Source organism: Yersinia antarctica (genome assembly GCF_056636475.1).
Window position 1 is genome coordinate 3,340,710 of record NZ_JBSJQF010000001.1, and the last position, 23,461, is coordinate 3,364,170.

Consider the following 23,461-nt stretch of genomic DNA (forward strand, 5'->3'; position numbering starts at 1 on the left):
TGGTTAAGGTAGCGCGGGTTGCCCCCGGTGTACAGCCACCTAATCCCTTAGAATTGCAGGTGGTGATCCTGCTCACACTCTTAAGAATAGGTGTTAGTCGGCCGCCTGTTTAGTGGAAAAATGCGACCAAGCCCCGTGAGCAATACCCTTTTGCAAACTCAGCGCTCTTCGCCAGGCACCTCATCTGGATTACGTTCCTGCGGGTAAAACGTCTGTTGCTGTTCGGCCATGCTCACCAGCAGTTGGCAAGGTTCAAAACGTTCGCCGTATTGTTGTGCCAACAATCTGAGTGTTTTCACGACCTTCTCCACCCCCAGACTATCCAGATAGCGGAAAGGCCCCCCGAGGAATGGCGGGAAGCCGATGCCAAACACAGCACCAATATCACCATCGCGTGGGTTACGAATTATCGATTCATCCAGACAGCGTGCTGCTTCATTCAACATCATCATGGTACAACGCTGTGCTATCACCGAGGACTCGATATGGGCTTTCGGCGTCACACCCAGCAAGACATAAACACTGGTATCGACTTGTTTATCCTGTTTTTTCTTCCAGTTAATACCTTTGGTTGCTGCCGGATAGAGATAAAAGCCACGGCCATTTTTACGCCCTTTCCGTCCATCCTTCAAGATGACATCAAATGATGGAGGTGCAGCAAAACGCGGCCCTAGTTGCTCAACCAGAATCGGCATGATTTTGGTACCTACATCAATACCAACTTCATCCAACAGTGTGATCGGCCCAACCGGGAAGCCAAAATTCACCAACGCTTTGTCAACAGAATCGATAGGTTCACCGTCCAGTACACAGCGAGCAGCTTCGTTGATATATGGAGCCAGAATTCGGTTTACATAAAACCCAGCGCAATCAGCCACGACAATAGCTGTTTTACCTTGTTTACGCGCCAAAGCTACTGTGGTTGCGATAGTTTCTTCGCTGGTTTTTGCATGAGGAATCACTTCAACCAGCGGCATTTTATCTACCGGGCTAAAGTAGTGCAGGCCGATCACCTGTTCTGGTCGCTGTGCCTGCGCAGCAATTTGGCTTATCGGCAATGAGGAGGTATTGGAGGCAAAAATGGTATGTGCTGCGCCGAAACGTTCGATATCAGCAACCATTTGCTGCTTCAATGATAAATCTTCAAATACAGCTTCAACTACGATATCAACCGAGTCAAAACCGCAATAATCTGTGCTGCCGGAAATCAGCATCATCTGGCGCTGCCGTTCAGCCGGGCGCATACGCTTACTGCGAACCCGCTTGCCTAAGGCATCCCAAGTGTATTTTAGCGCCTGATTAATCCCTTGCGGATTAATATCTTTGATACGTACCGGCAAGCCTGCGCGAGTGGCCGTTACATTGGCAATTCCGCCCCCCATCAAACCGCCACCCAAGACCCCAACACGATGAATAGCACGAGGCTGCGCTGTACCACCGGTCTCCTTTTTCAGTGATGTTGTGGCAAAGAACAAGCTACGCAAAGCAGATGACTGGGGAGACATGGCCAGATCACCAAAGGCTCTGGCTTCCGCTTCATAACCACTGGGGCCACCGTAGTCCAATCCTTTACGCACCACATCAATAATGCGCTCCGCCGCCGGATAATGGCCCTTGGTCTGCGCCAGCGTTTTTTTACGCACAATCTTAAACAGTAATGCTTTACCCAATGGGCCGCTAAGTAGACGTTCCTGCCAAGGTAAAACTGGCCTATCGAGCCAACCCGCTTTGGCCCGTTTGACCGCCACATCTAACAAGATATCGAGGGGCACCGCATCGTCCACCAGCCCCATCTTAAGCGCCTGGCGCGCACGGACTTGTCTGCCGGTAAGAATCATATCCAGTGCTTTGCTGACACCAATCAACCGCGGCAAGCGTTGTGTACCACCCGATCCGGGCAACAGACCCAGTTGAACCTCTGGCAAACCGAGTACCGTTTTGTCATCTAGCGAACAGATGCGACTATGGCACGCTAGCGCCAGCTCCAAACCACCGCCCAGGCAAGCACCATGGATAGCAGCCACCACCGGTATGGGGAATGCAGCGATCTGCGCTAGAACAGATTGCCCTTTCTGTGCCAATACACGCGCATCGTGCGCGGTACGGCAAGCGGCAATCATGGTGATATCAGCACCTGCAATAAAAGAGTCTGGCTTGCCAGAAATAATAACCAGCCCCTGCAATTGTGATAAAGCCTGCGCTTGTTGCAGTATCTCGGCAATTTGCTCTGCAAATTCAGCCTTTAAGGTATTCACTTTGTCACCAATAACATCAATGGTGATCACACCGATATTGTCTGGCCGCACATTGAGGGTAAAGACCGAATCGGTTGGGGTACGGCTATCCCCTGAGGCTGCTTCCCTACCGCTGTTAAGTAAATTTTCCTGACCCATTACTCCACCTCCAAAATCATCGCGGCACCCAACCCACCGGCAGCACATGCCGTCGTTAGCCCTAATCCTCCGCCACGGCGACGCAATTCATTTAATGTTTGGGTAATCATCCGGGCGCCTGTGGCCGCAAAGGGGTGACCGTAGGCAATCGAACCACCCAATACGTTGAATTTGCTCATATCAACTTCACCAATAGCCTGGCTACGACCCAATTTTTCACGCGCGAAAGTATCACTGGCAAACATTTTCAGGTTAGCCAGTGTTTGTGCAGCAAATGCTTCATGCATATCGATAAGGGTCAAATCAGCCAGCGTGATGCCGGCACGGTCCAGCGCCAGTGGCGTGGCATAAGATGGGCCTAGCAGCATATCTTGCCAGACATCGATGGCGGAAAAGGCGAAACTGCGCAGATAACCCAACGGTTGCAAACCTAACTCTTTTGCTTTCGCTTCACTCATCATCATCACGGCTGCGGCACCGTCCGTCAAAGGGGTGCTGTTGGCCGCCGTGACACTGCCATGTTGGCGATCGAATGCGGGGCGTAACTTGGCATATTGCGCCATAGTGGAATCTTTGCGGATATTGTTATCTTCGGTAATAGCATCACGGTAAGGCGGGATATAAGCCGTCATCACCTCATCGTGTAATAACCCTTGCTGCCAGGCAATCGCTGCCATTTGGTGCGATCGTAGCGCCAGAGCATCCTGATCTTCACGGCTGATACCATAGGTTTTTGCCATCTGCTCTGCGGTATCCCCCATACGCAAGCCGGTAGAGTATTCAGCCACTGCCGGGGCAACAGGAAGCAAATCGCGTAACTTTAAGCGGCTGAACAACTTCAGGCGCTGGGAGAGGGTTCGCGCTTTATTAACATCAACCAAGGTTCGCGCCAGTGCTTTACTGACACCAATTGGCAGCACGGAAGAGGAATCGGCACCACCGGCTATCGCCACCGTGACTGAGCCTGCAATAATACTTTCTGCCACATTGGCTACCGCCTGAAAACTGGTGGCGCACGCGCGTGAGACACTGTAAGCATCGGTATGCACACTCATGCCGGTACCCAACACGATTTCACGGGCAATATTTGGCGCTTCAGGCATCTGCACCACTTGACCGAATACGAGTTGATCAATTAACTCAGGAGCAACGCCACTTCTGGCCAGCAACTCACTGACCACAATTTTGCCTAAGTCGACGGCCGGTACGCCATGATAAGCAGTTGCTTGCTTGGCAAAAGGGGTCCGCAGGCCGCTGACGATTGCAATGCGATCGCCCTGGCGCGTCACTAGCGGTAATGGCTTACTCATAAACGCTCCTGATAAATAGAGTGGCTTTTAGTTAAGCATAACAAATAACAGGTCTGACCTGATCTAATTATTTTTAACCAAAAATTTACATTTGGTAAACCTACAGAACAGGAAAGTGAGAGCAGGAGCAACTTTTAGCGACAAAATCGTGGGAAAGATGAATTGGGGATGGGGAAGAATGATGAATCTAACGCGATAAATTTACAGAGGAAATTAGACAAAAATAAACGCGAAGCAAAAGGCTTCGCGTTAGAGATCGGTTCAACTTACCTGAGTTGCGGTGACTACCGGCATGAATTAACGCAGACCCAGCTGGAAAATCATGGTTTCTGCCTGGCAGGCAAAAGTAAAGTCGATGGTTAAACAAACACCGCCGTCCTTCTCTTCCAATTTATGCTCAATCAAGCAAGGTTCTGACTCAACAGCACGCGCTTTTTCGGTCAGCGATTTCAGCATCGCTTCAGCTTCAGTACGGTTGTCAAACACACAACTGTAAGAGGCCGTGCAATCAGTATTATCCATTATAGTACCAACATCTATACAGCAGCAGGCAGCAGTTTCTTCCGCACTACAGCGATTAATTGCATCTGACATCTTCAATTCTCCTCAACGGACATTTCAAAATAGGTGCAAATTGCCAATTCGTTAGTGCAAATAGCACAAAAAGGCATGGCGCAAAAAAAATATTTTCTCTGTCATTATTTTACTACCGTCGGTCACTTGGCACTAGGACTTACTGTTTATAGGCTTATTAAGTGATAAAGGTCACAGTCAAATTGTATGTTCATTCATTGATAATGTAATAATTGATACTAAATTGTGAGTTTTTTGTTAACTGCGTCTATTTTTTGCAATCAAAACTGAACAAATCCCAAAACATACTTGCAACACTGACACAGGTCGGACCTATACTTCAGCCACTGGTCTGCTTTGTCTGACCGATAACGGACCCTACAATCCCGCATTCTCTTGTTACGGTGTGTAACATTAATTAAAACAATGAGGTTTTGGTCATGAACCAGAAAAACCTGTTTACCCGATCAGCTCTGGCAGCTGCAGTGGCAATCATATCGTCGAACGTTTCTGCGGCTGGCTTCCAGTTGAATGAATATTCAGCCGCTGCATTGGGGCGTTCTTTCTCTGGTGAAGGCGCCGTTGCCGACAACGCATCAGTTGGTAGCCGTAACCCCGCAGCAATGACTTTGTTCGACCGCCCTTCTTTCTCTGGCGGCTTTGTTTATGTTGATCCTGACGTCAATATTAGTGGGACATCCCCCATTTCAGGCAGAAGTACCGATGCCAATAACATCGCGCCTTCAGAGTGGATCCCAAATATCCACTTTATTATGCCACTGAATGAGCAATGGGCAATTGGTGCCTCTGGTACCTCAAACTACGGTTTGGCTACTGAATTCAATGACGACTATCCTGCGGGTTCCCTTGGCGGTCAGACTGATCTGAAAACCGCCAACCTGAACCTGAGTACCGCGTATCGCCTGAATGAAAACTTCAGTTTCGGCCTGGGCTTTAATGCAGTGTACGCCGATGCGAAGATTGTACGCCATCTCGGTGAAGTTGGTCCGTTATCGGGTCGCCCTGCTAATACCGAAGTTACCCGTATGGAAGGTAAAGAGTGGGGGTATGGTTGGAATGCGGGCGTGCTGTATGAAGTTGATAAGGAAAACCGTTATAGCTTCACTTACCGCTCAAAAGTGAAAATCGACTTTGATGGCGATTTCAGCAACCAACTGCCACCACCAAGAGGCACTGGCGGTAATACGATCCCGGGTGCTTTAACTCTGAACCTACCAGAAGTCTGGGAAGTGTCCGGCTATAACAAAGTGGCACCACAGTGGGCCATTCACTACAGCATGGCCTACACCAGTTGGAGTCAGTTCCAAGAACTGAAAGCAACCGGCACTAATGGCCAGACACTGTTTGAAAAACATGAAGGCTTCCATGATGCTTACCGTATCGCGCTGGGTACCACTTATTATCACGATGATAATTGGACCTTCCGTACCGGTATTGCCTTCGATGACAGCCCGGTTCCGGCAGATAACCGCACTATCTCAATTCCAGACCAAGACCGTTTCTGGATCAGTGCGGGTACTACCTACGCCTTCAACAAAGATGCCTCAGTGGATGTTGGTATTTCCTATATGCATGGCCAAAGCGTGCATATTACTGAAAAAACACCAGCGGCAGTGGGCGGCACTACTTATCAGTTCGACTCTAAAGGTACGGCACTGCTGTACGGCGTGAACTTTAACTACGCGTTCTAATCAGCGGATACTGGCAATTCCTTTGCCCATAAAAAAGCGCCTTTCGGCGCTTTTTTATTATTCGAATCAGGTATCAGAATCAGTTGGCTGAATCGATACTGTCCAAATCACCCTGAATAGCTTGTGCATTCGAATTGACTTCCGGTTTCAACTGCCCGCCGTTCGCCAGGAAATCATGACGTTGGAAGTAGGCATCGCGCACCATCAGATAAGGATCTGACGAGTTACGCAGCAACCCATCGGAATCCAATAGCTGAGCACGGGTTTCAATCCCTTCTACCATCCATTTACCTGCCGACATCCAGAACGTGAGATAGCTCAACACCGGATAAACGTAATCAGCCGCATTCCCCCCATCCTCACGAATGGTGAAGCTGCCATAGCCCGGTAACACTACATACGGGCCGTAACCAACATTATAATGGCCCAGTGTACTGCCAAAGCGGTGAGGGACTTGTTTAGCCAGCTTAGGGTTAGCCATACTCGCCACATCTATCAAGCCACCCATGCCCAAAATAGTATTCAGGAAGAAGCGGTTAAAGTGCTTCATGCCATTATACGGGTCACCCACCAAGAAGCTGTTGACCATACTGGCTGGCTCTTCAAGGTTACTCAGGAAGTTACTTGTGCCGTTACGTGCAGGTTGTGGCACGTAATCACGCCAAACTACGGCTACCGGGCGCACCACGTAAGGATCAAGAACCTCATAGTTAAAATTGAACATTGCCCGGTTAAAACCTTCCAGCGGATCTGAGCGGCCCTGCTCCATATGATCCGGCGAGCTACTGGCACACCCTACTAATAGCACGGTGGCAAAAGCCAGCACAGTCAGGCGGTAGTTCATAATCTTCTCCATGAAATTCTGTCCAGCCCCTTACGCTTAAGGGATCTGTTTGTTTATCTGTACATTAATTGTTTGTGGCTTTGCTGTCCCACCGAAACTCTGCACGCTGCTCTCACCAAACCAGTCACCCGATTGCGGATTGGCCGTACCATCTTGCGAGAGACGTGCCCGCACTTTCACCTGAGACAACGAAGAGAGCAAACGCTCTGGCATCATTGCATTACTGTCATCCAACGTTACTAATAACGGGAATCGGCTCACAGGCAGTTGTTTGACGGCAACCGGTACCGGGTTTGCTCCATCGGTTACCGATATAATCAGGGTTCCCTGCTGAGGTAATTTCTGAACGGCATCAGAGGAGAGTGAAACCTCTATTCCCAGTGTAGCTGTTTCCTGCCCAGCCTGTGATTTGGCTTGCTGGATACTGCGTTTTATCACTTCTATGCGGGAATCGCCAGCAGGCAGCAATTTTAGCATAACTTCCCATGCACCAATGGCTTGTTTAAAGTCACCCTGCTCAAAAGCATTAAAAGCTAATAAACTCATGGCGCGCAGATTGGTATGATCCTGTCCAACCATCGTTCGCAACATCTGAGTTGCCAGCTGATTATCTTGTGGATCGTTGGAACGTGTCAGCACCTCAGCATAACCGAGTCTGACATCTTCATTATCGGGCGCAAGCTGATAAGCTTTAGCAAAAGCTTGGGTTGCGGTAGTGGCATTATTCAGTGCCATCCCCACCCGGCCAAGCATCATCCAATCATTGACGTTAGCAATATCTTGCTGCAAAGAAGTACGCAAGCCCAGCCCTAAACGTGCGACCTCTTCCATACTCAAAGGCTCCGCCCGCTCATTGGCAACTCTGGCACGTAATTCAGGCATTTGTGCAACAACCTGATGCCATGCCTGCACCTGAGCCAAACCACCGGTTTTTAGGTATAACCCCACGGCGACCACCACCAGTATCACCACCCCGGGCAGTAACACCCAGCGGTTAATCGGGCTTATCTCCTCATCCGGTTGTTGGGGGATATCTGTCAGCAGGTTTTGTTGCAGTTCCTGAATCAGTTCAGGTCGCTGTTCTACCACGCCTTGCGCTTCATCTTCAGCCAGTTCAGATAACCGATCCTGATAAATAGCCTTGTTCAATTCATCCCGGGTGGTCGTCGGTGAATCCGTGTCTTGCCGCATGGCAGGTATAACCAACAAAGCACCCGCGACCGCCAGCAAAATGATCACTATCAGCCAAAAAGCCATTATGGTTGTTTCCTGTTTGTCTTCGCGTGTTTAGTCGGGATGCTGTGTTGCACCACCGTCGATTTTTCCACACCGCGAGCATGTTCGGCGAGCAGATGGTGTAACCGTTGCTGTTCCTGCGCCGACAGTGGGGTCTCTTTCTCCACTCGTCGCCGTGCACGTAATATCACCACTACGGCCCCAAATAGCACAAACAGAGCCGGCCCCACCCACAGAATCAGCGTTGCAGCCGTCACCGGCGGCTCGTAAGTGACGAAGTTGCCGTAGCGGGCCACCATATAGTCAATGACTTGCTGTTTGGAATTACCCTGCTGCATCAGTTCATACACTTTGGCGCGCATATCAGCAGCAATAATCGCATTGGAGTCGGCAATGCTGTTGTTCTGACATTTAGGGCAGCGCAGTTGTTCGGTCAGTTCACGATACTGCTGCTCTTGTGCCTCAGATTTAAAGGTGTAGGTATCGATGGCGGCAAACAGACTCCAACTCAGCATAAGGCCGAAGATCAGGCTTAGTAATCTCATGCGCCCCCCTGATACTTCTTATACAACGGCAGAATTTCTTGCAGCCAGACGCGATCGTTCAGATCACCGGCATGGCGATAACGGATAATTCCCTGCCCGTCGATCAGAAAAGTTTCCGGCGCACCATAAACCCCCAGATCCAGCCCTAACATGCCATCACCATCATACAAACTCAGCGCGTAAGGATTACCCAGCGCATTGAGCCACTGCACCGCTTTGACACGATCATCTTTATAGTTCAAACCCACCACACGGATGCCTTGTGCCGCCAGCTTATTCAGATATTGATGCTCAGCGCGGCAGGTCGGACACCAGGTTGCCCAGACATTAAGTAACATCGGCTTACCATCATGTAATACTGCCTGATCAAAGGTTTTCCCCGGTTGCTCAAGCGATTCAAGCTTGAACGTTGGCACCGGTTTACCAATCAGCGCTGACTCCAACATCGTCGGATCCTCGCCATTAGCATTGCGAGTCAATTGCACTAAAAAGGCCACAACTAGCAGTAAAAACAGTACCAGCGGAATAAACATCAGCTTATTGAATGAAAAGTGAGATTTCATTATTCAGCCTCCGATGCAGCACTGCGCTTTAACTTTTTGCTCATCCGATAGCGCGGATCAAGCATGCAGAAGATGCCGCCGATAGCCATAAATACCCCACCGAACCAGATCCAGCGGACAAAGGGTTTGTAATACAAGCGCACCGCCCATGACCCGTCATCCAGTTCTTCACCCAGTGCGGCGTAGAGATCACGGCTGAAGCCACCATCAATAGCGGCTTCAGTCATCATAGAACGGGCCACACTGTAATAACGTTTCTCCGCATGTAAGGTGGCTTCAGCTTTACCATGACGGGTGACATCAATAATGCCAACACCGCCGGTATAGTTCGATCCTTTGATATCGTGAACATCGCGGAACACGAAGTGATAATCGTGAATATCGATGCTATCACCAGCCTTCATGCGCACATCACGCTCAACACTGTAATTTTGGCTAAAGGCAATACCGATCACCGTCACCGCCACACCCAAGTGCCCCAACACCATGCCCCAATGACTGCGAGATAAGTGCGTTAAACCACGCCAAAAACCATGGCGGTGAGTTGCTCGCTCATGCAACTCCATCAATGTCAGGATAATGACCCAGATAGACATCATCAAACCGACCACGGTCATACCGGCAATAGTGTCTTGCAGCAGCCAGGGTATCAATATCGACAGCAGCAAGGTGATGACCAGAGCCACACTGAGGCGTTTCCAGAGTTTACTCGGCTCATCACGACGCCAACGCACTAACGGCCCAATCCCCATCAGCAGTGCCATTGGGGCCATCAACCAGGTAAACATGGTATTAAAGAACGGTTCGCCGATTGAAATACTGCCCAGTCCCAGTTGCTTGTGTACCAATGGCAACAAAGTACCCAGAAGCACCACCAACATTGCGGCAATCAGCAGCACATTATTACCGAGCAGGAAAGTCTCGCGTGAGAACACCTCATGCTGAGTACGGCTGCGCACTTGTGCGCCTTTAACTGCATACAGTAGCAATGAGCCACCGATAACAATCACCAGATAAGCCAGAATAAACATGCCACGAGCCGGATCAGAGGCAAAAGAGTGTACCGAAACCAATACGCCGGAACGCACCAGGAAGGTGCCCATTAGGCATAGAGAGAATGCCGTAATCGCCAGCAATACCGTCCACGCTTTGAATGTGCCACGTTTTTCGGTCACCGCCAGTGAGTGAATTAACGCCGTACCTGCCAGCCAAGGCATAAACGAGGCATTCTCAACCGGATCCCAGAACCACCAGCCGCCCCAGCCTAATTCATAATAGGCCCACGCCGAACCGAGCACGATCCCCATGGTCAGGAACACCCATGCCGCTTGAGTCCACGGCCGTGACCAGCGCGCCCAAGCACTATCAAGTCGGCCAGCCATTAAGGAAGCTATCGCGAAAGCAAAAGCTACCGAGAACCCCACATAACCCATATAAAGCAGTGGCGGATGGAAAATCAACCCGACATCCTGCAACAACGGATTTAAATCATTACCGTCAATTGGGAAGTCCGGCAAGGTGCGGGTAAACGGATTTGACGTCAGAATAATAAACAACAGGAAACCGCCGGTAATCATCCCCAGCACCGACAGCACTCGGGCTACCGCATCATCCGGCATTGAACGGCTAAAGAGCGCAACGGCCAGCGACCAGCAACTTAGCAGCAACACCCACAGCAGCAGCGATCCCTCATGTGCGCCCCAGGTCGCCGCAATACGATAATAAACTGGCAGGTGTGAATTTGAGTTCGCCGCCACATAGGAGACAGTGAAATCATTCACCACAAACGCATACACCAGACATATAAATGACAGCGCGATGGTAGCGAACATACCGTACGTCAAGGGTCTGCCAACCGCCATCATACGGGCATCTTGACGCGCAGCGCCCCATTGCGGATACAAACTCAGCAATAGCGAGATAGCCAGTGCCAGGCATAACAGAAAACTCCCTATTTCAGGCATCATGAGGCATTACCCTCACGCTTAGTGCTACTGTAAGCCTCCGCTGGGCGGGTGTGGTTTTCCTTCATCGCCTCTTTCACTTCTGGTGGTGTGTATTTTTCATCATGCTTTGCCAGCACTTCTTTCGCATTTACCGTATTGCCCTCAGCGAATACACCTTGCGCTACCACCCCCTGCCCCTCGCGGAACAGGTCCGGTAAAATGCCGGTATAAGTGACGGTGATTGCGCCGCGCGCATCATAAACCTTGAAACTCATTTCCAGCGTCTTATCATCACGTTTCACCGACCCCGGCATCACCATGCCGCCGATACGTAAACGCTGACCTATTTCCGGCTTCTCGTGGCGCTCCCCTTTACCCTGCAAGATTTCGCCAGGGGTATAGAACAGATCGATATTGGCACGCAGTGCGTACAACACCAGAGTGGTGGTCAGACCGATACCGATCAAAACCACCATCGCCAGATAGAGCCGACTTTTTCTACGTGGGTTCACTGCTGTTTCTCCTGCGAACGGGCGGAATGCTGAGTCTGATTTGCCTGCCGAATGCGCAGCTCCCGCGCCTGACGACGCTGAATATCCGCTAATAATTGTTTGTGCTGCCACAGCGTATGTCCCCACAAACTAAGCAGAGACAGCAAAGTAACCGCCGCCGCCAGCCAGACATAAAAGGCATAGCCGCCCATGGCGAAAAATGCCGCCCAAGAGTTAAAGGCCGGACTCATAGACGTGGCTCCTTACGCAATAGGGCGCTTACCCAAGGGCGATGGCGCTCTTGCTGCAAAATCAAGTTGCGCAGGCGCATTAATGTCAGAGTAATAAAGCACAACAAATAGCCAAAAATCGCCCAACGCAACGGTGAACGCATACTTGGATCAATGCTTTGCTGCATGTTGGTGGAACCTTGATGCAAGGTGTTCCACCACACCACGGAGAAATGAATGATTGGAATATTGACCACACCGACCAGCACCAAAATACCCGCAGCCCGCCCAGCCAACTTGCGGTCGTCAAATGCGTTATACAGCGCAATCACGCCAAGATAGAGGAATAGCAACACTAACTCAGAGGTCAATCGCGCATCCCAAATCCACCAGGTTCCCCACATCGGTTTACCCCAAGTAGAACCGGTGACCAAGGCAATAAAGGTAAACACCGCGCCGACCGGCGCCATGGCGGCGACGACGTTATCAGACATTTTCATTTGCCAGACCAGGCCGACAAGTGCCGCAATCGCCATCGACATATAGATCCCCATCGACCAGATCGCCGCCGGGACATGCAAGTAAATGATACGGAAACTGTTGCCTTGCTGATAATCAGAGGGGGCGAAACCAAATCCCCACACCCAGCCCACCATCAAACAGACCACAGCGGCAATACCCAGCCACGGGACAAACCGACCACACAGCGTATAGAGCCGCTCGGGTTTAGCGAATTGATGAAACCATTTCCACATTTTTCATTGCTCACAGTAAAATTGGACAGGCATCACTCAGTGGCAATGCCGGCGCAGGGTACGGCGCACAATCTGCTCTGACTGCGTTGGCTACCGTGCTTAAGCTTCTGAAAATTATTATATTTTAACTACAGATTTCTTTTAAGAAATTGTTACCTTCTGAGTGGCATTCAACTGCTAGTGCACACTCACTCTCAATGCAGCGGCGGTGGCAAAAGGCGCAAGTGTTACACTCCCCGCGAGCATTGCCCCCAAAATCGCCAGATACCCATCAATCGGCAGTGACATAGAAGCCGCATCAATGGCCGCAGTAGCAAATATCAGCACCGGGATATACAGCGGCAACACCAATAAACTCAGCAGCACCCCTCCCTTGCGTAACCCCACCGTCAGTGCCACACCAATAGCCCCGATAAAACTTAAGGTTGGCGTCCCCAACAGCAGCGTGAGCGCCATGGCAATCGCGGTATTACTATCAAGAGACAGCAAGAGAGCGACCAGCGGAGATAAAATAAGCAAGGGTAATCCGGTAACGACCCAGTGAGCACACACTTTGCCTAACACCGTGAGTGCCAGTGGCGCGGGTAACAACAACAACTGTTCAAGGGAACCATCGTAGAAATCATCGCGAAATAGCCGCTCCAAAGAGAGTAACGATGCAAGCAATGCCGCCACCCAGACAATCCCCGGAGCAATACGCGCCAATAATTGCGGTTCTGGGCCTATCCCTAACGGAAACAGCGTGATGACAATCAGAAAAAACCAGAGCGGGTTAACTATCTCTGCCCCTTTTCTAAAGGCTATTTTTAATTCACGACGCAACACGCTGATAAACATTAATTCTCCTGCGTGTTGGTTAAACGGATTTTACGCACACTCTGACCAACACCGTTCAGATCCTGATGTGTGGTAAGCAGTACCATGCCACCGTTAGCTGCATGTTCAACAAACAGATCTAACAGGGTAGCAACCCCCTGCTTATCAATCGCGGTCAACGGTTCATCCAGAATCCATAGTGGAGCCTTGCTCAACCACAAACGGGCCAAGGCCACGCGCCGTTGCTGCCCAGCCGATAATTGAGATACCGGTAAATCCTCATAACCCACCAACCCGACCTGAGACAAAGCCTGCCAGATTGCGGCGCTATCGACCTTTTGTAACACCGACTGATAAAACGCCAGATTTTCAAAAGGCGTCAGTACCGACTTAACCCCCGGTTGATGGCCTAAAAACAATAAATCCTGATGATACTTAGCGCGATCTCGGCGAATATTCGCCCCCAACCAGCTCACCTGCCCTTCATCTGCATCGGCCAGTCCGGCTAAAATCCGCAACAGACTGGTTTTACCTGCACCATTTTGCCCCTCGACCTGCACTATCTCCCCAGCAGCCACACAAAAGCTTAACTGTTGGAACAAGCTTCGCTCATCTCGGATGCAGGTCAGGTTTTTAGCTTCCAACATGAAGGATTGGTTTCCACCGTAGGATTGTTGTTTCAGGAAAACTGAATGATAACATAAGGCTTAATCCTTACGTAGCGTGGGCCTAACCCTGACCCTACCCTTATAGAGGTATTATTCGGTATAAGATCAAATTTCTGTAGAAAAAACCAACAACATTAACGTTGGGTTACTTTTCTCCCTCTTCTGATGGCTATTTTACTCCGCCCAACAAAGACACACTAACAACTCACCATTAGCCCGCGAATAATAAATAGCGACTACGCTTATTATGTCGACCTTCCCTTATTTTTTGTGTTCCAACCACCACAATTATTTATCTACCAACTGGGAAATCCCTATGAATGATGAAAAACTGTCGCAGAATAAGGGTGAATTGAAAGTGGAAAGTGAGGAACAAAAGCAGGGAAAAGAGATAGAAATAAATGAGAAGGAACTTCCCTCAAAAGCAGCCGCAATCCATGAATTGATCCGCCTCGAGGGGCAAAAAGAGTTAGAGCGCGACAGCTTTGCACTGCTGTGGTCTGCCATTGCTGCCGGCCTTTCAATGGGGGCATCGCTTATTGCCAAAGGCATTTTTCACGCAAAACTACCTGACTCACCGGCAAGTTTCCTGCTGGAGAATGTCGGTTATACCTTTGGTTTTATTATTGTCATTATGGCCCGCCAACAGCTATTTACCGAAAATACCGTGACCGCGGTACTGCCCATCATGCAAAAACCGAGTGGGCAAAACTTTCTTCTGTTATTTCGCCTATGGGGGTTGGTACTACTGGGCAACCTTATCGGTACAGGAATTGCGGCCTATTCCTTTATCCATATGCCGGTGTTTGATGAGTCGACCCGCGCATCATTTGTCACTCTGGCACAAGGGGTGATGGAGAATTCGCCATCTGAGATGTTTGCTAACGGCATATTTTCCGGTTGGATCATTGCCACTATGGTATGGATGATGCCATCAGCAGGAGGCACTAAGATCTGGGTCATTTTCCTGATGACCTATTTAGTGGCGCTATGCGACCTTACCCATATTGTGGTTGGTTCGGTCGAAATCTTCTATCTGGTATTTAATGGCTCATTACCCTGGCAGCAATTTATTTATCCATTCGCGATTCCAACATTGGCAGGCAACATTATCGGCGGTACTTTTATTTTTGCCCTGATAAACCATGCGCAGATCCGCAGTGATATGACCCATCAACCGAAAAATGGTGATAAGGCAGCCAAAGACACTCCGCCCCCCTCTGAATAGCACCAACTTAACCACTGTGTTAACGTAATAATTTCGTACTAGCAAAGAGGTACAACTAATGCATTTCTCTTCGATCGAGGATATCAGAGCGGCTATTGATGGCATAGATTCGCAAATTGTCGCGTTAATCGCGCAACGGAGCCAATGTGTAAAAGCGGCCGCCGCATTTAAGCAGGATCAGAACGCAGTACGGGCGCCAGATCGGGTGCAGATGGTAATAGATCGTGTCACAGCAGAAGCCAGCAAAGCGGGATTAGCAGAAGAGATCATAGAGAAAGTTTACCGGACGATGATCAATGCTTTTATCGACTATGAACTTGAACAACATCGGCGCTTAGGGCAAAAGTAAGCGGGATTCAGTTATCACTGTTCCACTAACAGGTGGTAACAGGGTATACCGACAATTTTTAATAAAATCCCCTTAGTTCAGCCAATCATCCTTATATCATCTAAACCATAAAAAATACCATGACGTGGCAGGATTCAAAGATAGCTACACCGATACACCCGTAATTATTTACCTGAGTTACTGGCCACTTGGCTATTCTTTAATGCGGTAAAAAGTGTAAAATATGTGAACATCAATATAGCAGACTGTTATTTGTCACTTTTTTATATTTATTCAATTTAATTTCAAGAGGTTAACGTGCAGGATTTACCAAACTGTCCAAAATGTAGTTCTGAATTTACATGGCAAGAAGGTGAACAACTGAATTGCCCGGAATGTGGTCATGAGTGGTCGGAAAATAGCCCTTCAGCCACCGGCCAAGACGACCTGGTGGTGCGCGATGCCAACGGTAATTTGTTGGCTGACGGTGACTCAGTAACTGTTGTTAAAGACCTAAAAGTAAAAGGCAGTTCTTCAACGCTGAAAATTGGCACCAAAGTGAAAGGCATCCGCCTGGTTGAAGGGGATCACAATATCGATTGTAAAATTGATGGGTTTGGTCCAATGAAGTTGAAATCAGAGTTCGTTAAGAAGAGTTGATATTTTAATCAATGAGTTACCCCCAAATAGAAATGTAGCCTCTGGGGGGATTGCCGTTGGTTGCTGAGTTTACTGGACACGAGTGGCGACAGCCTCGTGTCCTTAATTAACCTATTCAAATTAACTTATTCACTTCTCACGTCAGCCTGATACTCGATGTTGTTAATGGCTTACGGCAAAAAAACAGTTATAAGGCTAGATAGCTACAACTGTGCCGATAAACATCGTTTTTCGGTTATTACTATCACTTAATCACTCTAAGTTGGTGACAGAGTAACCAAACAGCCAGCTAACCGCTTATTATCTGGATAAAAATGCGTATAATGCTCGGCAGTACACTTCAGCGGCAGTCACTCTGCCAATGTCCGGGTCCCCGTAGTTAAACGGATATAACAAGCCCCTCCTAAGGGCTAGTTACTGGTTCGATTCCAGTCGGGGACACCATTAGCACTTCTCAGTAAGTCCAGTAAAGTCTAAAAATCCCTTTAAAACAAATGCATTACACAGAACTACGTCCAAAGAAATCCCCAAAATACCCGTAACAGCTACGCAAAACTTGTATAGAATGTTGTATAACGCTAGGTTCGATCTTATGGTTATACAAAAATGCTGCTAAATGACTTCAAAATCCGCTCCGCCAAGCCTACAGATAAGGCCTATACACTCAATGATGGCAAAGGCTTATCACTCATCATTTCCCCTAATGGAGTGAAAGGTTGGCGTTTCCGTTATCAATTTGGCGGCAAGGCTCATATGATTTCATTTGGTGTCTATGGCCCTGTATCACTGGCTGATGCTCGCCGCCAACGTGAAGAAGCAAAATCAGCTTTAGCCAATGGCACCAACCCCAGTGATGCCCGTAAAGCGGAAAAGATTGCCTTAAAGTATCCGGCTAAAAATACCTTTGAAGATATTGCCCGCGAATGGCACAGCTCCAAACTTGCGACATGGACACCAGAATATGCGGATACGGTTATGCGTGGCTTCGATAACAACGTATTTCCTTATATCGGCAAGCGCCCAATTGACCAGATAGCACCGTTAGAACTACTGGCCGTTCTGCAACGCATCGAAAAGCGCGGCGCACTGGAACTCACCGGAAAAATTAGGCGGCGCTGTGGTGAAGTCTTCCGCTATGCCGTCGTTACCGGGCGAGCCACTTATAACCCAGCCCCGGATCTGGCCAGCGCATTAAACCGCCCCAAGAATGGCCATTACCCTTTCCTGACTGAAAGTGAGCTACCCGAATTTATTCAGGCATTGGATAACTATAAAGGCAGCAAACTGACCAAATACGCCACCCAGTTGTTAATGCTCACCGGTGTAAGAACTATAGAACTGCGGGCCGCTGAATGGTCTGAATTTGATCTGGATAATGCCTTGTGGGAAGTTCCCAAAGAACGGATGAAGAAGCGCCGCCCTCACCTTGTGCCACTTTCTACACCAGCCTTGGCGATCCTTGAAAAGCTAAAGGTGCTGACAGGGAATTATCAGTTAGTGTTCCCCGGCCGCAATGATGCCGGGAAGCCAATGAGTGAGGCGAGTATCAACAAGGTGATCAAGATGTTGGGTTATCACGCTAGAGCCACAGGCCACGGTTTCCGGCACACCATGAGCACTATCTTGCATGAGAAAGGCTACAACAGTGCTTGGATTGAAACCCAACTTGCGCATGTTGATAAAAACTCCATCCGTGGAACTTATAACCATGCACAATATCTTGAAGGACGCAGGGAGATGTTGCAGTGGTACAGTATTTTTATACGAAAAGATAGAAATATAAATGATTAAAACATTCATTATCACATCAATTATATAAATATGTATAAAATTACATTAGCCAGAACTTAGTCATTTAATAATACCCATTATAACTAATTCGTAGTCACTCCATTAATCTAAACCAATCTTTTAAAGTTAAATTTAATCTTACTATCTCGTCTTCAGCTAAAGGGCTACAATGTGCTATAGGGCCTCTGAGAAGATTCAAGCTATGCATCACTCTATTAAAAGCCTTATCACTATTAAATAAATCAGCGAAATGCTTCCAGTTTTTTCTCACTATTTCACCTAACTCACCAAAGGTGGTATAGTCCAACTCATCATCTGAGCGCTGAGTAAAAGCAGAATCAATTTCCCGCTGAATATTATCTTTAACATTTTTCTTTATAATTTCCGGTATGTTATCGCTATTCCACCAATCTTCACCTAATTCGGATTTAAGTTTATCTTTAATTAAACTCCTAATTGAAACCTCTAAACAATAAAATATCTCATAATGCACAGCCATCTCTTTCGCTTGCATTCTTATCTTATGATTAAATTGGGGATAATATTCTTCATCCCTGTCTTTCTCGTCACTACCACCACGAAACAAATCTATTTTCAAATCACGCTCAAGATAATCCAAAGCTCTTTCTGCCATATTATTTGATAAAGCAAAAACCTTTATTTTATCTTCCATGATTATTTCCTAAGTAAGTTTTCTCTTAAGCTTCTAAATATTGCGTTGAAAACAGCAACATCATCTGTTTTTGGTAAAACCAAGTTAATTGTATATGACAAACCTAATTTTACGAGTTCGTTATCTAGATCGCTATTATTTAATTTCTCTATCGGCTCAACTTTGGCAGTTACAGCGCCATCCTCATTTTCTTGAGTATTGTTAAAACTTGCAAATGACTTGATTGCATCTATTGTTCCTAAAATTGCTCTAATTGTACCACTTCCCTTTTCAAGCCCTGTCATTTCTACCAATAACCCTTCAAGTTCAGTTTTAGAAAGATTATGAGCATACTCATTTCTAGCATATAAATCAGGGTATGCATTCTTTAACGCCTTACCCATAGCTTCTTTTGATTTTGAGCTGTTAGTGTTTCTAAATCTCTTATACAACTCAGTTGGCGCTCCGTCACTTCCCAACAAGCCCATTTTCTTTGCCAACGGAATAAAAGCTTTTGCACTCCCTCCGGAAAAACCCAACTCCGTACTTAAAAAATCCTGAGTAAAACGCTCAGGTGTAGCAGCGACTTTAATCTTTTCTAATATTTTTACTACCATCCCAGTAGCATTCATAAAAGCCGGATAATTCTTCGCCATCATAACCCCATGATTTTATTATTAAATAATAAATTTATAACTATAAGATATTAAAATGCAATATCATACAATTAAATTCAGCGCTAAAAACCTAACAATAACTAGCATTTTATTTATGAAAAATCAATATGATATGACTCACATGGTATTTTAACTATTTATTATTAAGCAGCATAATCGAATGATATATAAATAAAAAACTAAAAAAACTTGAAAAATCACATACCTCAAATATATATGCTAGTAAAATATCCCAACAAAATCCTAATATAAATAAAATGATAAAAATTCATGGATAAAACTCTAAAACCACGGAAACGGCACTACACCGCACCCGCCTGCACACTTTGCTTTATAAACTTATTTCAGTTTTAAATTCCTACAAACCCTAGCGCCAGCCCGCTCCGTGGCTGGGGTTCTGGCTGAAAATCCCAACTGAAAAGATTGAAAAGAATTTCAGTAAATTTCAGTTTCACTTTTTCTGACCGTGCCGCTGAAAGTTTTAATTATATGATTTAAAACAAGTATTTTATTTTACGTGGCGAGGGTTGAAAAAATCAGGTGAAAGAATAGCGCGGGGGAAATGTTGAAACCCTTGCCGGGCGGGGCTTCGCGGGGCAAGGTTATTTTTGGCTAACTGAAAAACACAGTACAGGGCCGGGAAGAAAATCAAGCGCCAGAGTGGTAACACCGGGCTAACGGTTGGCCACGTAATCTTTGCTCACCCTACGCGTAATTTGCGGTTTTGCATCACTGATGACTTGTTGCTGTACATCTTCTTTATGAGCCACTTGCAATAGCCTGATCGCCTCCTCCCTCTCTTGCGGTGATATGTGGTCTACCAAATCCTTAATTAACCGGCTATGCGTTAACGCACTGGGGCTAAGGGTATGGGAAAAGGTCGCATTCATTACAAAGGTATGGCCGCATTCAGTATTGGTACAACTACAATAGAGATCCGCAATATGGCTATGCTTGCGGTTAGTTTTACTGATAGTGGCTTGTGTACCGCAATCTGGACAAATAACTTTAAAAACTCGCATATTGATATGGCCCTCTGTTTAAAGCCAGAACCGCCAGCCAGAAAATAAGCCTCGAACTGACTCGTTTTTATATTGTCTCTTACGCCTGTGACTGGTATCAGTGGTAACGCTGGTAACGCTGGTAACACCATTGATTTATATAGATAAAATGAGTTACCACTGGGCATTATCAACTGGTAACCGGTGGTAACAGGCTGATTTCTGTTACCAGTGTTACCAATAGCCCCCTGTCACTGGTAACAGCTCTCCCCCTTGCTGCTTATGGTTGTTACCTCTGTTACCAGTGTTACCAGTTCTCAATAAGACTCGCGTGAGTGTATTAACCTAAAACCGTGCTATTGAACTGATAGACCCGTTTCAGCCCCATTTCTGGCAGGCGAATGTTTTTCTGTGTCCGGGCATCCTCTGGTGCATCGAGATAACCGGCCTTGACGCAGAGTTGAGCCACTTTCTTGGCATCAAAGCCCTTGCAGATTTCTTTCCAACCGGTGGCCAAAATAAAGAAAGTCGTTACCGCATCTTCTTTGTTATTGCCTTTATCCACTCGCCGAAAACCCACCATGTTAGCCGGGCGGCTGCGCTCGTCATGCCAGTCAGCAAAGCGGCTGAACTGATTACGGGTAATGAACTCTTTCACCTGCTCCAGTGCGGCGGCGTCTTCCTGATTGGCAGTGTGGCCACGATCTCCCATCCACGCATTAAGGCAGGTTTGTGCTGCCCGGAAAGCCTCGCCCTCTGGCCAGCCGGTGATCCCAACCTGTGTGGCCAACTCTCCGGCTATTGCCACCAGTGCAAAACGGGTAACTGCTCGGCCAACCTGATTACCGGCATTCTCCGGGGTAAGCAGTCGGGTATATTCTTTTAGCAGTATCTTGGCCTTGCTGGTCATGCCGGTCAGGTCTGCGGTTAACAGCCGCAGCCAAGCACGGAACGGCTCGCCATAGCAGGAAGCCACCGCCTGCTCTAAGTGCTCCGACAGCGCTTTACCTCCGGCAAAGCCGTGCAACTCTTCAAATACACCATGCTTACCGGAATCACTGGGGATCTGCACCATCCGCACTTCCACACCGGCATAAGTACGCTCCCCAGCATTGGCTGCATGTTCGACTAACGACAATTCACCAGTAGACAGAAACAACAGACACCAGCGATTAGCCTCGCGCAAACTGCCGTCAGTACGCGCCCGCGCTTTCCCTTGGCCATTCGCCAGCATATAGGCAATATTCCCGGCCTCTCTGCCATCCACTTCCCGTATTTCGTCTAACATTAGGGTGGCATCATTGCGGCGGCTGGCGGTGCCCTCCAGCGCGTTACCGGTTGAGCGCCACGTATGCCAGAAGTCAGTGCCGCCACAGACTGAAGCCGCCACTTTCATAGTGGTGGTTTTACCGTCCGTTGATTCCCCTTTCAGGTGATAACCACCACCGCCAACCCCCACCAGTTTTAACAATGGCGAGGCAAAAGAGAGACTGACAGAAAACGCCACCCGACCATTACCCACGCAATAACGGGAAACCTGATCGCGCCATTCGTCCAGTGTTCCGGCCGTTCTGAAATCCCGCCCCTGTACACTGGCAGTTTGTAAGATCACCGATTCAGCCCCAACGCCGATCACTTCGTCTTGCAGCACGTAAACCGAACCATGCCAGCCAGTTTTATTAACACAAGTTACCTTGCGCTCTGGCTTGCACAGGGAAAGGTATTCCATCAAGTGCGCCCGTGCTTGTCCGGTGGTACTGATATATGACAGGCCATTACTCAACAGAATGCGCCGCAGCTCTTCCCCGCTGCTACTGAGCATTTCCATCGGCATGGCCCATTTTCGGCTAATACCGTTGGTGTCTTCCCATTCCAGCAAGCGGCCATAGTTACCGCCGTCAGAATCGCAGGTAATCGCCGTGACTCTTACCGGGCTGCACAGTTTGATATTGCGGATCTCGGTATCGCCATCAGACTTATTCACCAGCTTGTCATACCAAAGATATTCCTGCGTTAAGCGGAACCCCTGCGGCAGTTTGGTTTTGCCCTTACCAAACAGGATCATTTCTTCCCGAAAGGCCTCTTTAGCCCGTTCCAGCCCGTTATCACGGCGATAATCATCCCAATCCGCTTTATGACGGGTAGGCGGCAGTGATACCCAGCCATCTACCGCTTTGGCAGCTTTCTCGGCCCACAGCTTACCAGTGTTCTCTTTACCATCATCAAAATCGTTATCCCCGGCGATAATCAACCGTGCATCGGGCCATTTATGGCGCAGGTGTTGCGCCACGTTCGGCAGGTTGTTAGCCGCGACTGCCGCCACAACCAACCCGTCAGTTAACATATCCAGCGTTAAAGCCGTGGCATAACCCTCAGTGATAACAACCAGCTCCGGGTTATCCCCAGCCTCTAATGGGTGAACCGCAATAAACGCCCCTTTAAGCACGGTATTAGGCAATAACCGCTTGTCACCTAACGGACTGATAAGCTGAGCACCGGTTAACTTGCCGTCGATATCAGTCAGTGGTAACAGTAAAGAGCCTGCCGGGAAGTCCATCCCTCCCGTTTTATGAACATCCTGCGTAATGGATTGGCTATGGCCAGACAACCCCTTATCAGCCAGATAACTGCTTTCACCGCTGCTGCAACGGGCCAGAAAAGCGTGATAAGCCTTGGCCAGCATCGCCTTTTTGCGCTCTTCGGGGATTTCATTTCTGGCAGGCTTAATCGCTTCCTGCGGCGCATTCGGTAAGGCTAGCGCCTTGGCCACCTCGGTTGCCGCCTGAAATGCCCCGTTGCCAGAAACCAAACGAATAAGATCCAGCCCGTCACCATGACTGCACTGGCTACAAATCCATGTGCCACGGCCTTCTTGATCATCAAAGCGGAAACGGTCATTACCACCACACTTCGGGCAAGCGCCGTGTCTGCCATTCTCTGGCACGGTAATACCCAACGCTGGCAAGATATACGGCCAACGCCCACGGGCCGCTTGCAGCGTTTCAGAGACAAATTGACTGCTCATCGCGGCGTCTCCATTGT

At 48.3% G+C, this 23,461-nt stretch carries 22 protein-coding genes and 1 tRNA gene; 6 read left to right on the top strand and 17 right to left on the bottom strand.

Annotated elements, in window-relative coordinates:
* Positions 1–158: 158 nt before the first annotated feature.
* From fadJ to ACWJJO_RS15510, 3 genes are all read right to left on the bottom strand, one after another.
* Entirely contained in the window at positions 159–2,393 is a 2,235-nt protein-coding gene (gene fadJ / locus ACWJJO_RS15500; RefSeq protein ID WP_481091214.1) for a fatty acid oxidation complex subunit alpha FadJ, read from the bottom strand.
* Entirely contained in the window at positions 2,393–3,703 is a 1,311-nt protein-coding gene (gene fadI / locus ACWJJO_RS15505) for an acetyl-CoA C-acyltransferase FadI (protein WP_083158210.1), read from the bottom strand. The genes fadJ and fadI overlap by 1 nt, the downstream gene beginning before the upstream one ends.
* Before the next feature lie 297 nt (positions 3,704–4,000).
* Positions 4,001–4,297: a YfcZ/YiiS family protein gene (locus ACWJJO_RS15510; RefSeq protein ID WP_083158209.1), complete on the bottom strand. Its 297-nt coding sequence runs from the start codon at positions 4,295–4,297 to the stop codon at positions 4,001–4,003.
* A gap of 419 nt (positions 4,298–4,716) precedes the next feature.
* On the opposite strand from ACWJJO_RS15510, the gene fadL reads away from it, so the two are divergent.
* Complete coding sequence (fadL, locus tag ACWJJO_RS15515; RefSeq protein ID WP_193784622.1) at positions 4,717–5,988, top strand: long-chain fatty acid transporter FadL; 1,272 nt, start codon at positions 4,717–4,719, stop codon at positions 5,986–5,988.
* A 79-nt stretch (positions 5,989–6,067) separates the two neighbouring features.
* Here fadL and mlaA read toward each other — a convergent pair whose 3' ends face one another.
* The 10 genes from mlaA to ccmA all read right to left on the bottom strand — a co-directional run bounded on the left by mlaA (position 6,068) and on the right by ccmA (position 14,061).
* The gene (mlaA, locus tag ACWJJO_RS15520; protein WP_083158207.1) at positions 6,068–6,832 is read right to left on the bottom strand and encodes a phospholipid-binding lipoprotein MlaA; all 765 of its coding nucleotides are present in this window, start codon (positions 6,830–6,832) and stop codon (positions 6,068–6,070) included.
* A gap of 36 nt (positions 6,833–6,868) precedes the next feature.
* Positions 6,869–8,089, bottom strand: coding sequence for a c-type cytochrome biogenesis protein CcmI (gene ccmI, locus ACWJJO_RS15525; RefSeq protein WP_481091215.1), 1,221 nt, complete (start codon positions 8,087–8,089; stop codon positions 6,869–6,871).
* Positions 8,089–8,613 carry a cytochrome c-type biogenesis protein gene (locus ACWJJO_RS15530; RefSeq protein ID WP_372569404.1) on the bottom strand — a complete coding sequence of 175 codons (525 nt, stop codon included), beginning with the start codon at positions 8,611–8,613 and terminating at the stop codon, positions 8,089–8,091. The genes ccmI and ACWJJO_RS15530 overlap by 1 nt, the downstream gene beginning before the upstream one ends.
* Entirely contained in the window at positions 8,610–9,176 is a 567-nt protein-coding gene (locus ACWJJO_RS15535) for a DsbE family thiol:disulfide interchange protein (protein WP_083158204.1), read from the bottom strand. The genes ACWJJO_RS15530 and ACWJJO_RS15535 overlap by 4 nt, the downstream gene beginning before the upstream one ends.
* The gene (locus ACWJJO_RS15540; RefSeq protein WP_481091216.1) at positions 9,176–11,143 is read right to left on the bottom strand and encodes a heme lyase CcmF/NrfE family subunit; all 1,968 of its coding nucleotides are present in this window, start codon (positions 11,141–11,143) and stop codon (positions 9,176–9,178) included. Before ACWJJO_RS15540 ends, ACWJJO_RS15535 begins: the two co-directional genes overlap by 1 nt.
* Positions 11,140–11,634, bottom strand: a complete 495-nt coding sequence (gene ccmE, locus ACWJJO_RS15545) for a cytochrome c maturation protein CcmE (RefSeq protein WP_032905922.1) — start codon at positions 11,632–11,634, stop codon at positions 11,140–11,142. The genes ACWJJO_RS15540 and ccmE overlap by 4 nt, the downstream gene beginning before the upstream one ends.
* The gene (gene ccmD / locus ACWJJO_RS15550) at positions 11,631–11,864 is read right to left on the bottom strand and encodes a heme exporter protein CcmD (protein ID WP_442820649.1); all 234 of its coding nucleotides are present in this window, start codon (positions 11,862–11,864) and stop codon (positions 11,631–11,633) included. The genes ccmE and ccmD overlap by 4 nt, the downstream gene beginning before the upstream one ends.
* Positions 11,861–12,598 (bottom strand): heme ABC transporter permease, encoded by a 738-nt coding sequence (locus ACWJJO_RS15555; RefSeq protein WP_083158200.1) that lies wholly within the window; start codon positions 12,596–12,598, stop codon positions 11,861–11,863. The genes ccmD and ACWJJO_RS15555 overlap by 4 nt, the downstream gene beginning before the upstream one ends.
* 177 nt (positions 12,599–12,775) lie before the next feature.
* Positions 12,776–13,435 carry a heme exporter protein CcmB gene (ccmB, locus tag ACWJJO_RS15560; RefSeq protein ID WP_083158199.1) on the bottom strand — a complete coding sequence of 220 codons (660 nt, stop codon included), beginning with the start codon at positions 13,433–13,435 and terminating at the stop codon, positions 12,776–12,778.
* Complete coding sequence (ccmA, locus tag ACWJJO_RS15565; protein WP_083158198.1) at positions 13,435–14,061, bottom strand: cytochrome c biogenesis heme-transporting ATPase CcmA; 627 nt, start codon at positions 14,059–14,061, stop codon at positions 13,435–13,437. The genes ccmB and ccmA overlap by 1 nt, the downstream gene beginning before the upstream one ends.
* A gap of 337 nt (positions 14,062–14,398) precedes the next feature.
* Here ccmA and ACWJJO_RS15570 point away from each other — a divergent pair, with 337 nt between their 5' ends.
* The 5 genes from ACWJJO_RS15570 (at position 14,399) to ACWJJO_RS15590 (ending at position 18,089) form a co-directional block, all read left to right on the top strand.
* Complete coding sequence (locus ACWJJO_RS15570; protein WP_481091217.1) at positions 14,399–15,310, top strand: formate/nitrite transporter family protein; 912 nt, start codon at positions 14,399–14,401, stop codon at positions 15,308–15,310.
* A 58-nt stretch (positions 15,311–15,368) separates the two neighbouring features.
* Positions 15,369–15,659, top strand: a complete 291-nt coding sequence (locus ACWJJO_RS15575; protein ID WP_083158196.1) for a chorismate mutase — start codon at positions 15,369–15,371, stop codon at positions 15,657–15,659.
* 297 nt (positions 15,660–15,956) lie between these two features.
* Positions 15,957–16,298: a zinc ribbon domain-containing protein YjdM gene (locus ACWJJO_RS15580; protein WP_083158195.1), complete on the top strand. Its 342-nt coding sequence runs from the start codon at positions 15,957–15,959 to the stop codon at positions 16,296–16,298.
* A 369-nt stretch (positions 16,299–16,667) separates the two neighbouring features.
* Positions 16,668–16,742, top strand: a tRNA-Arg gene (locus tag ACWJJO_RS15585).
* Positions 16,743–16,904: 162 nt separating this feature from the next.
* Positions 16,905–18,089, top strand: coding sequence for a tyrosine-type recombinase/integrase (locus ACWJJO_RS15590; protein WP_481091218.1), 1,185 nt, complete (start codon positions 16,905–16,907; stop codon positions 18,087–18,089).
* A 94-nt stretch (positions 18,090–18,183) separates the two neighbouring features.
* Here ACWJJO_RS15590 and ACWJJO_RS15595 read toward each other — a convergent pair whose 3' ends face one another.
* The 4 genes from ACWJJO_RS15595 to ACWJJO_RS15610 form a co-directional block, all read right to left on the bottom strand.
* A complete protein-coding gene (locus ACWJJO_RS15595; RefSeq protein WP_481091219.1) occupies positions 18,184–18,762 on the bottom strand; it encodes a Swt1 family HEPN domain-containing protein in 579 nt (192 codons plus the stop codon).
* A gap of 2 nt (positions 18,763–18,764) precedes the next feature.
* The gene (locus ACWJJO_RS15600) at positions 18,765–19,397 is read right to left on the bottom strand and encodes a DUF5343 domain-containing protein (RefSeq protein WP_481091220.1); all 633 of its coding nucleotides are present in this window, start codon (positions 19,395–19,397) and stop codon (positions 18,765–18,767) included.
* A gap of 695 nt (positions 19,398–20,092) precedes the next feature.
* Complete coding sequence (locus tag ACWJJO_RS15605; protein ID WP_481091221.1) at positions 20,093–20,440, bottom strand: Ogr/Delta-like zinc finger protein; 348 nt, start codon at positions 20,438–20,440, stop codon at positions 20,093–20,095.
* 319 nt (positions 20,441–20,759) lie between these two features.
* Positions 20,760–23,444 (bottom strand): DUF927 domain-containing protein, encoded by a 2,685-nt coding sequence (locus tag ACWJJO_RS15610; RefSeq protein WP_481091222.1) that lies wholly within the window; start codon positions 23,442–23,444, stop codon positions 20,760–20,762.
* Positions 23,445–23,461 lie beyond the last annotated feature (17 nt).

What these genes read in the sequence shown, in the direction of transcription:
- ccmA (WP_083158198.1), bottom strand. Translation starts at nt 14,061, where the DNA reads ATGTTGGAAGCTAAAAACCTGACCTGCATCCGAGATGAGCGAAGCTTG.
- mlaA (WP_083158207.1), bottom strand. Translation starts at nt 6,832, where the DNA reads ATGAACTACCGCCTGACTGTGCTGGCTTTTGCCACCGTGCTATTAGTA.
- fadJ (WP_481091214.1), bottom strand. Translation starts at nt 2,393, where the DNA reads ATGGGTCAGGAAAATTTACTTAACAGCGGTAGGGAAGCAGCCTCAGGG.
- ACWJJO_RS15570 (WP_481091217.1), top strand. Translation starts at nt 14,399, where the DNA reads ATGAATGATGAAAAACTGTCGCAGAATAAGGGTGAATTGAAAGTGGAA.
- ACWJJO_RS15600 (WP_481091220.1), bottom strand. Translation starts at nt 19,397, where the DNA reads ATGGCGAAGAATTATCCGGCTTTTATGAATGCTACTGGGATGGTAGTA.
- ACWJJO_RS15575 (WP_083158196.1), top strand. Translation starts at nt 15,369, where the DNA reads ATGCATTTCTCTTCGATCGAGGATATCAGAGCGGCTATTGATGGCATA.
- ACWJJO_RS15510 (WP_083158209.1), bottom strand. Translation starts at nt 4,297, where the DNA reads ATGTCAGATGCAATTAATCGCTGTAGTGCGGAAGAAACTGCTGCCTGC.
- ACWJJO_RS15535 (WP_083158204.1), bottom strand. Translation starts at nt 9,176, where the DNA reads ATGAAATCTCACTTTTCATTCAATAAGCTGATGTTTATTCCGCTGGTA.
- fadL (WP_193784622.1), top strand. Translation starts at nt 4,717, where the DNA reads ATGAACCAGAAAAACCTGTTTACCCGATCAGCTCTGGCAGCTGCAGTG.
- ACWJJO_RS15590 (WP_481091218.1), top strand. Translation starts at nt 16,905, where the DNA reads ATGCTGCTAAATGACTTCAAAATCCGCTCCGCCAAGCCTACAGATAAG.
- ccmI (WP_481091215.1), bottom strand. Translation starts at nt 8,089, where the DNA reads ATGGCTTTTTGGCTGATAGTGATCATTTTGCTGGCGGTCGCGGGTGCT.
- ACWJJO_RS15595 (WP_481091219.1), bottom strand. Translation starts at nt 18,762, where the DNA reads ATGGAAGATAAAATAAAGGTTTTTGCTTTATCAAATAATATGGCAGAA.
- ACWJJO_RS15605 (WP_481091221.1), bottom strand. Translation starts at nt 20,440, where the DNA reads ATGCGAGTTTTTAAAGTTATTTGTCCAGATTGCGGTACACAAGCCACT.
- fadI (WP_083158210.1), bottom strand. Translation starts at nt 3,703, where the DNA reads ATGAGTAAGCCATTACCGCTAGTGACGCGCCAGGGCGATCGCATTGCA.
- ACWJJO_RS15610 (WP_481091222.1), bottom strand. Translation starts at nt 23,444, where the DNA reads ATGAGCAGTCAATTTGTCTCTGAAACGCTGCAAGCGGCCCGTGGGCGT.
- ACWJJO_RS15555 (WP_083158200.1), bottom strand. Translation starts at nt 12,598, where the DNA reads ATGTGGAAATGGTTTCATCAATTCGCTAAACCCGAGCGGCTCTATACG.
- ACWJJO_RS15540 (WP_481091216.1), bottom strand. Translation starts at nt 11,143, where the DNA reads ATGATGCCTGAAATAGGGAGTTTTCTGTTATGCCTGGCACTGGCTATC.
- ccmB (WP_083158199.1), bottom strand. Translation starts at nt 13,435, where the DNA reads ATGTTTATCAGCGTGTTGCGTCGTGAATTAAAAATAGCCTTTAGAAAA.
- ccmD (WP_442820649.1), bottom strand. Translation starts at nt 11,864, where the DNA reads ATGAGTCCGGCCTTTAACTCTTGGGCGGCATTTTTCGCCATGGGCGGC.
- ACWJJO_RS15530 (WP_372569404.1), bottom strand. Translation starts at nt 8,613, where the DNA reads ATGAGATTACTAAGCCTGATCTTCGGCCTTATGCTGAGTTGGAGTCTG.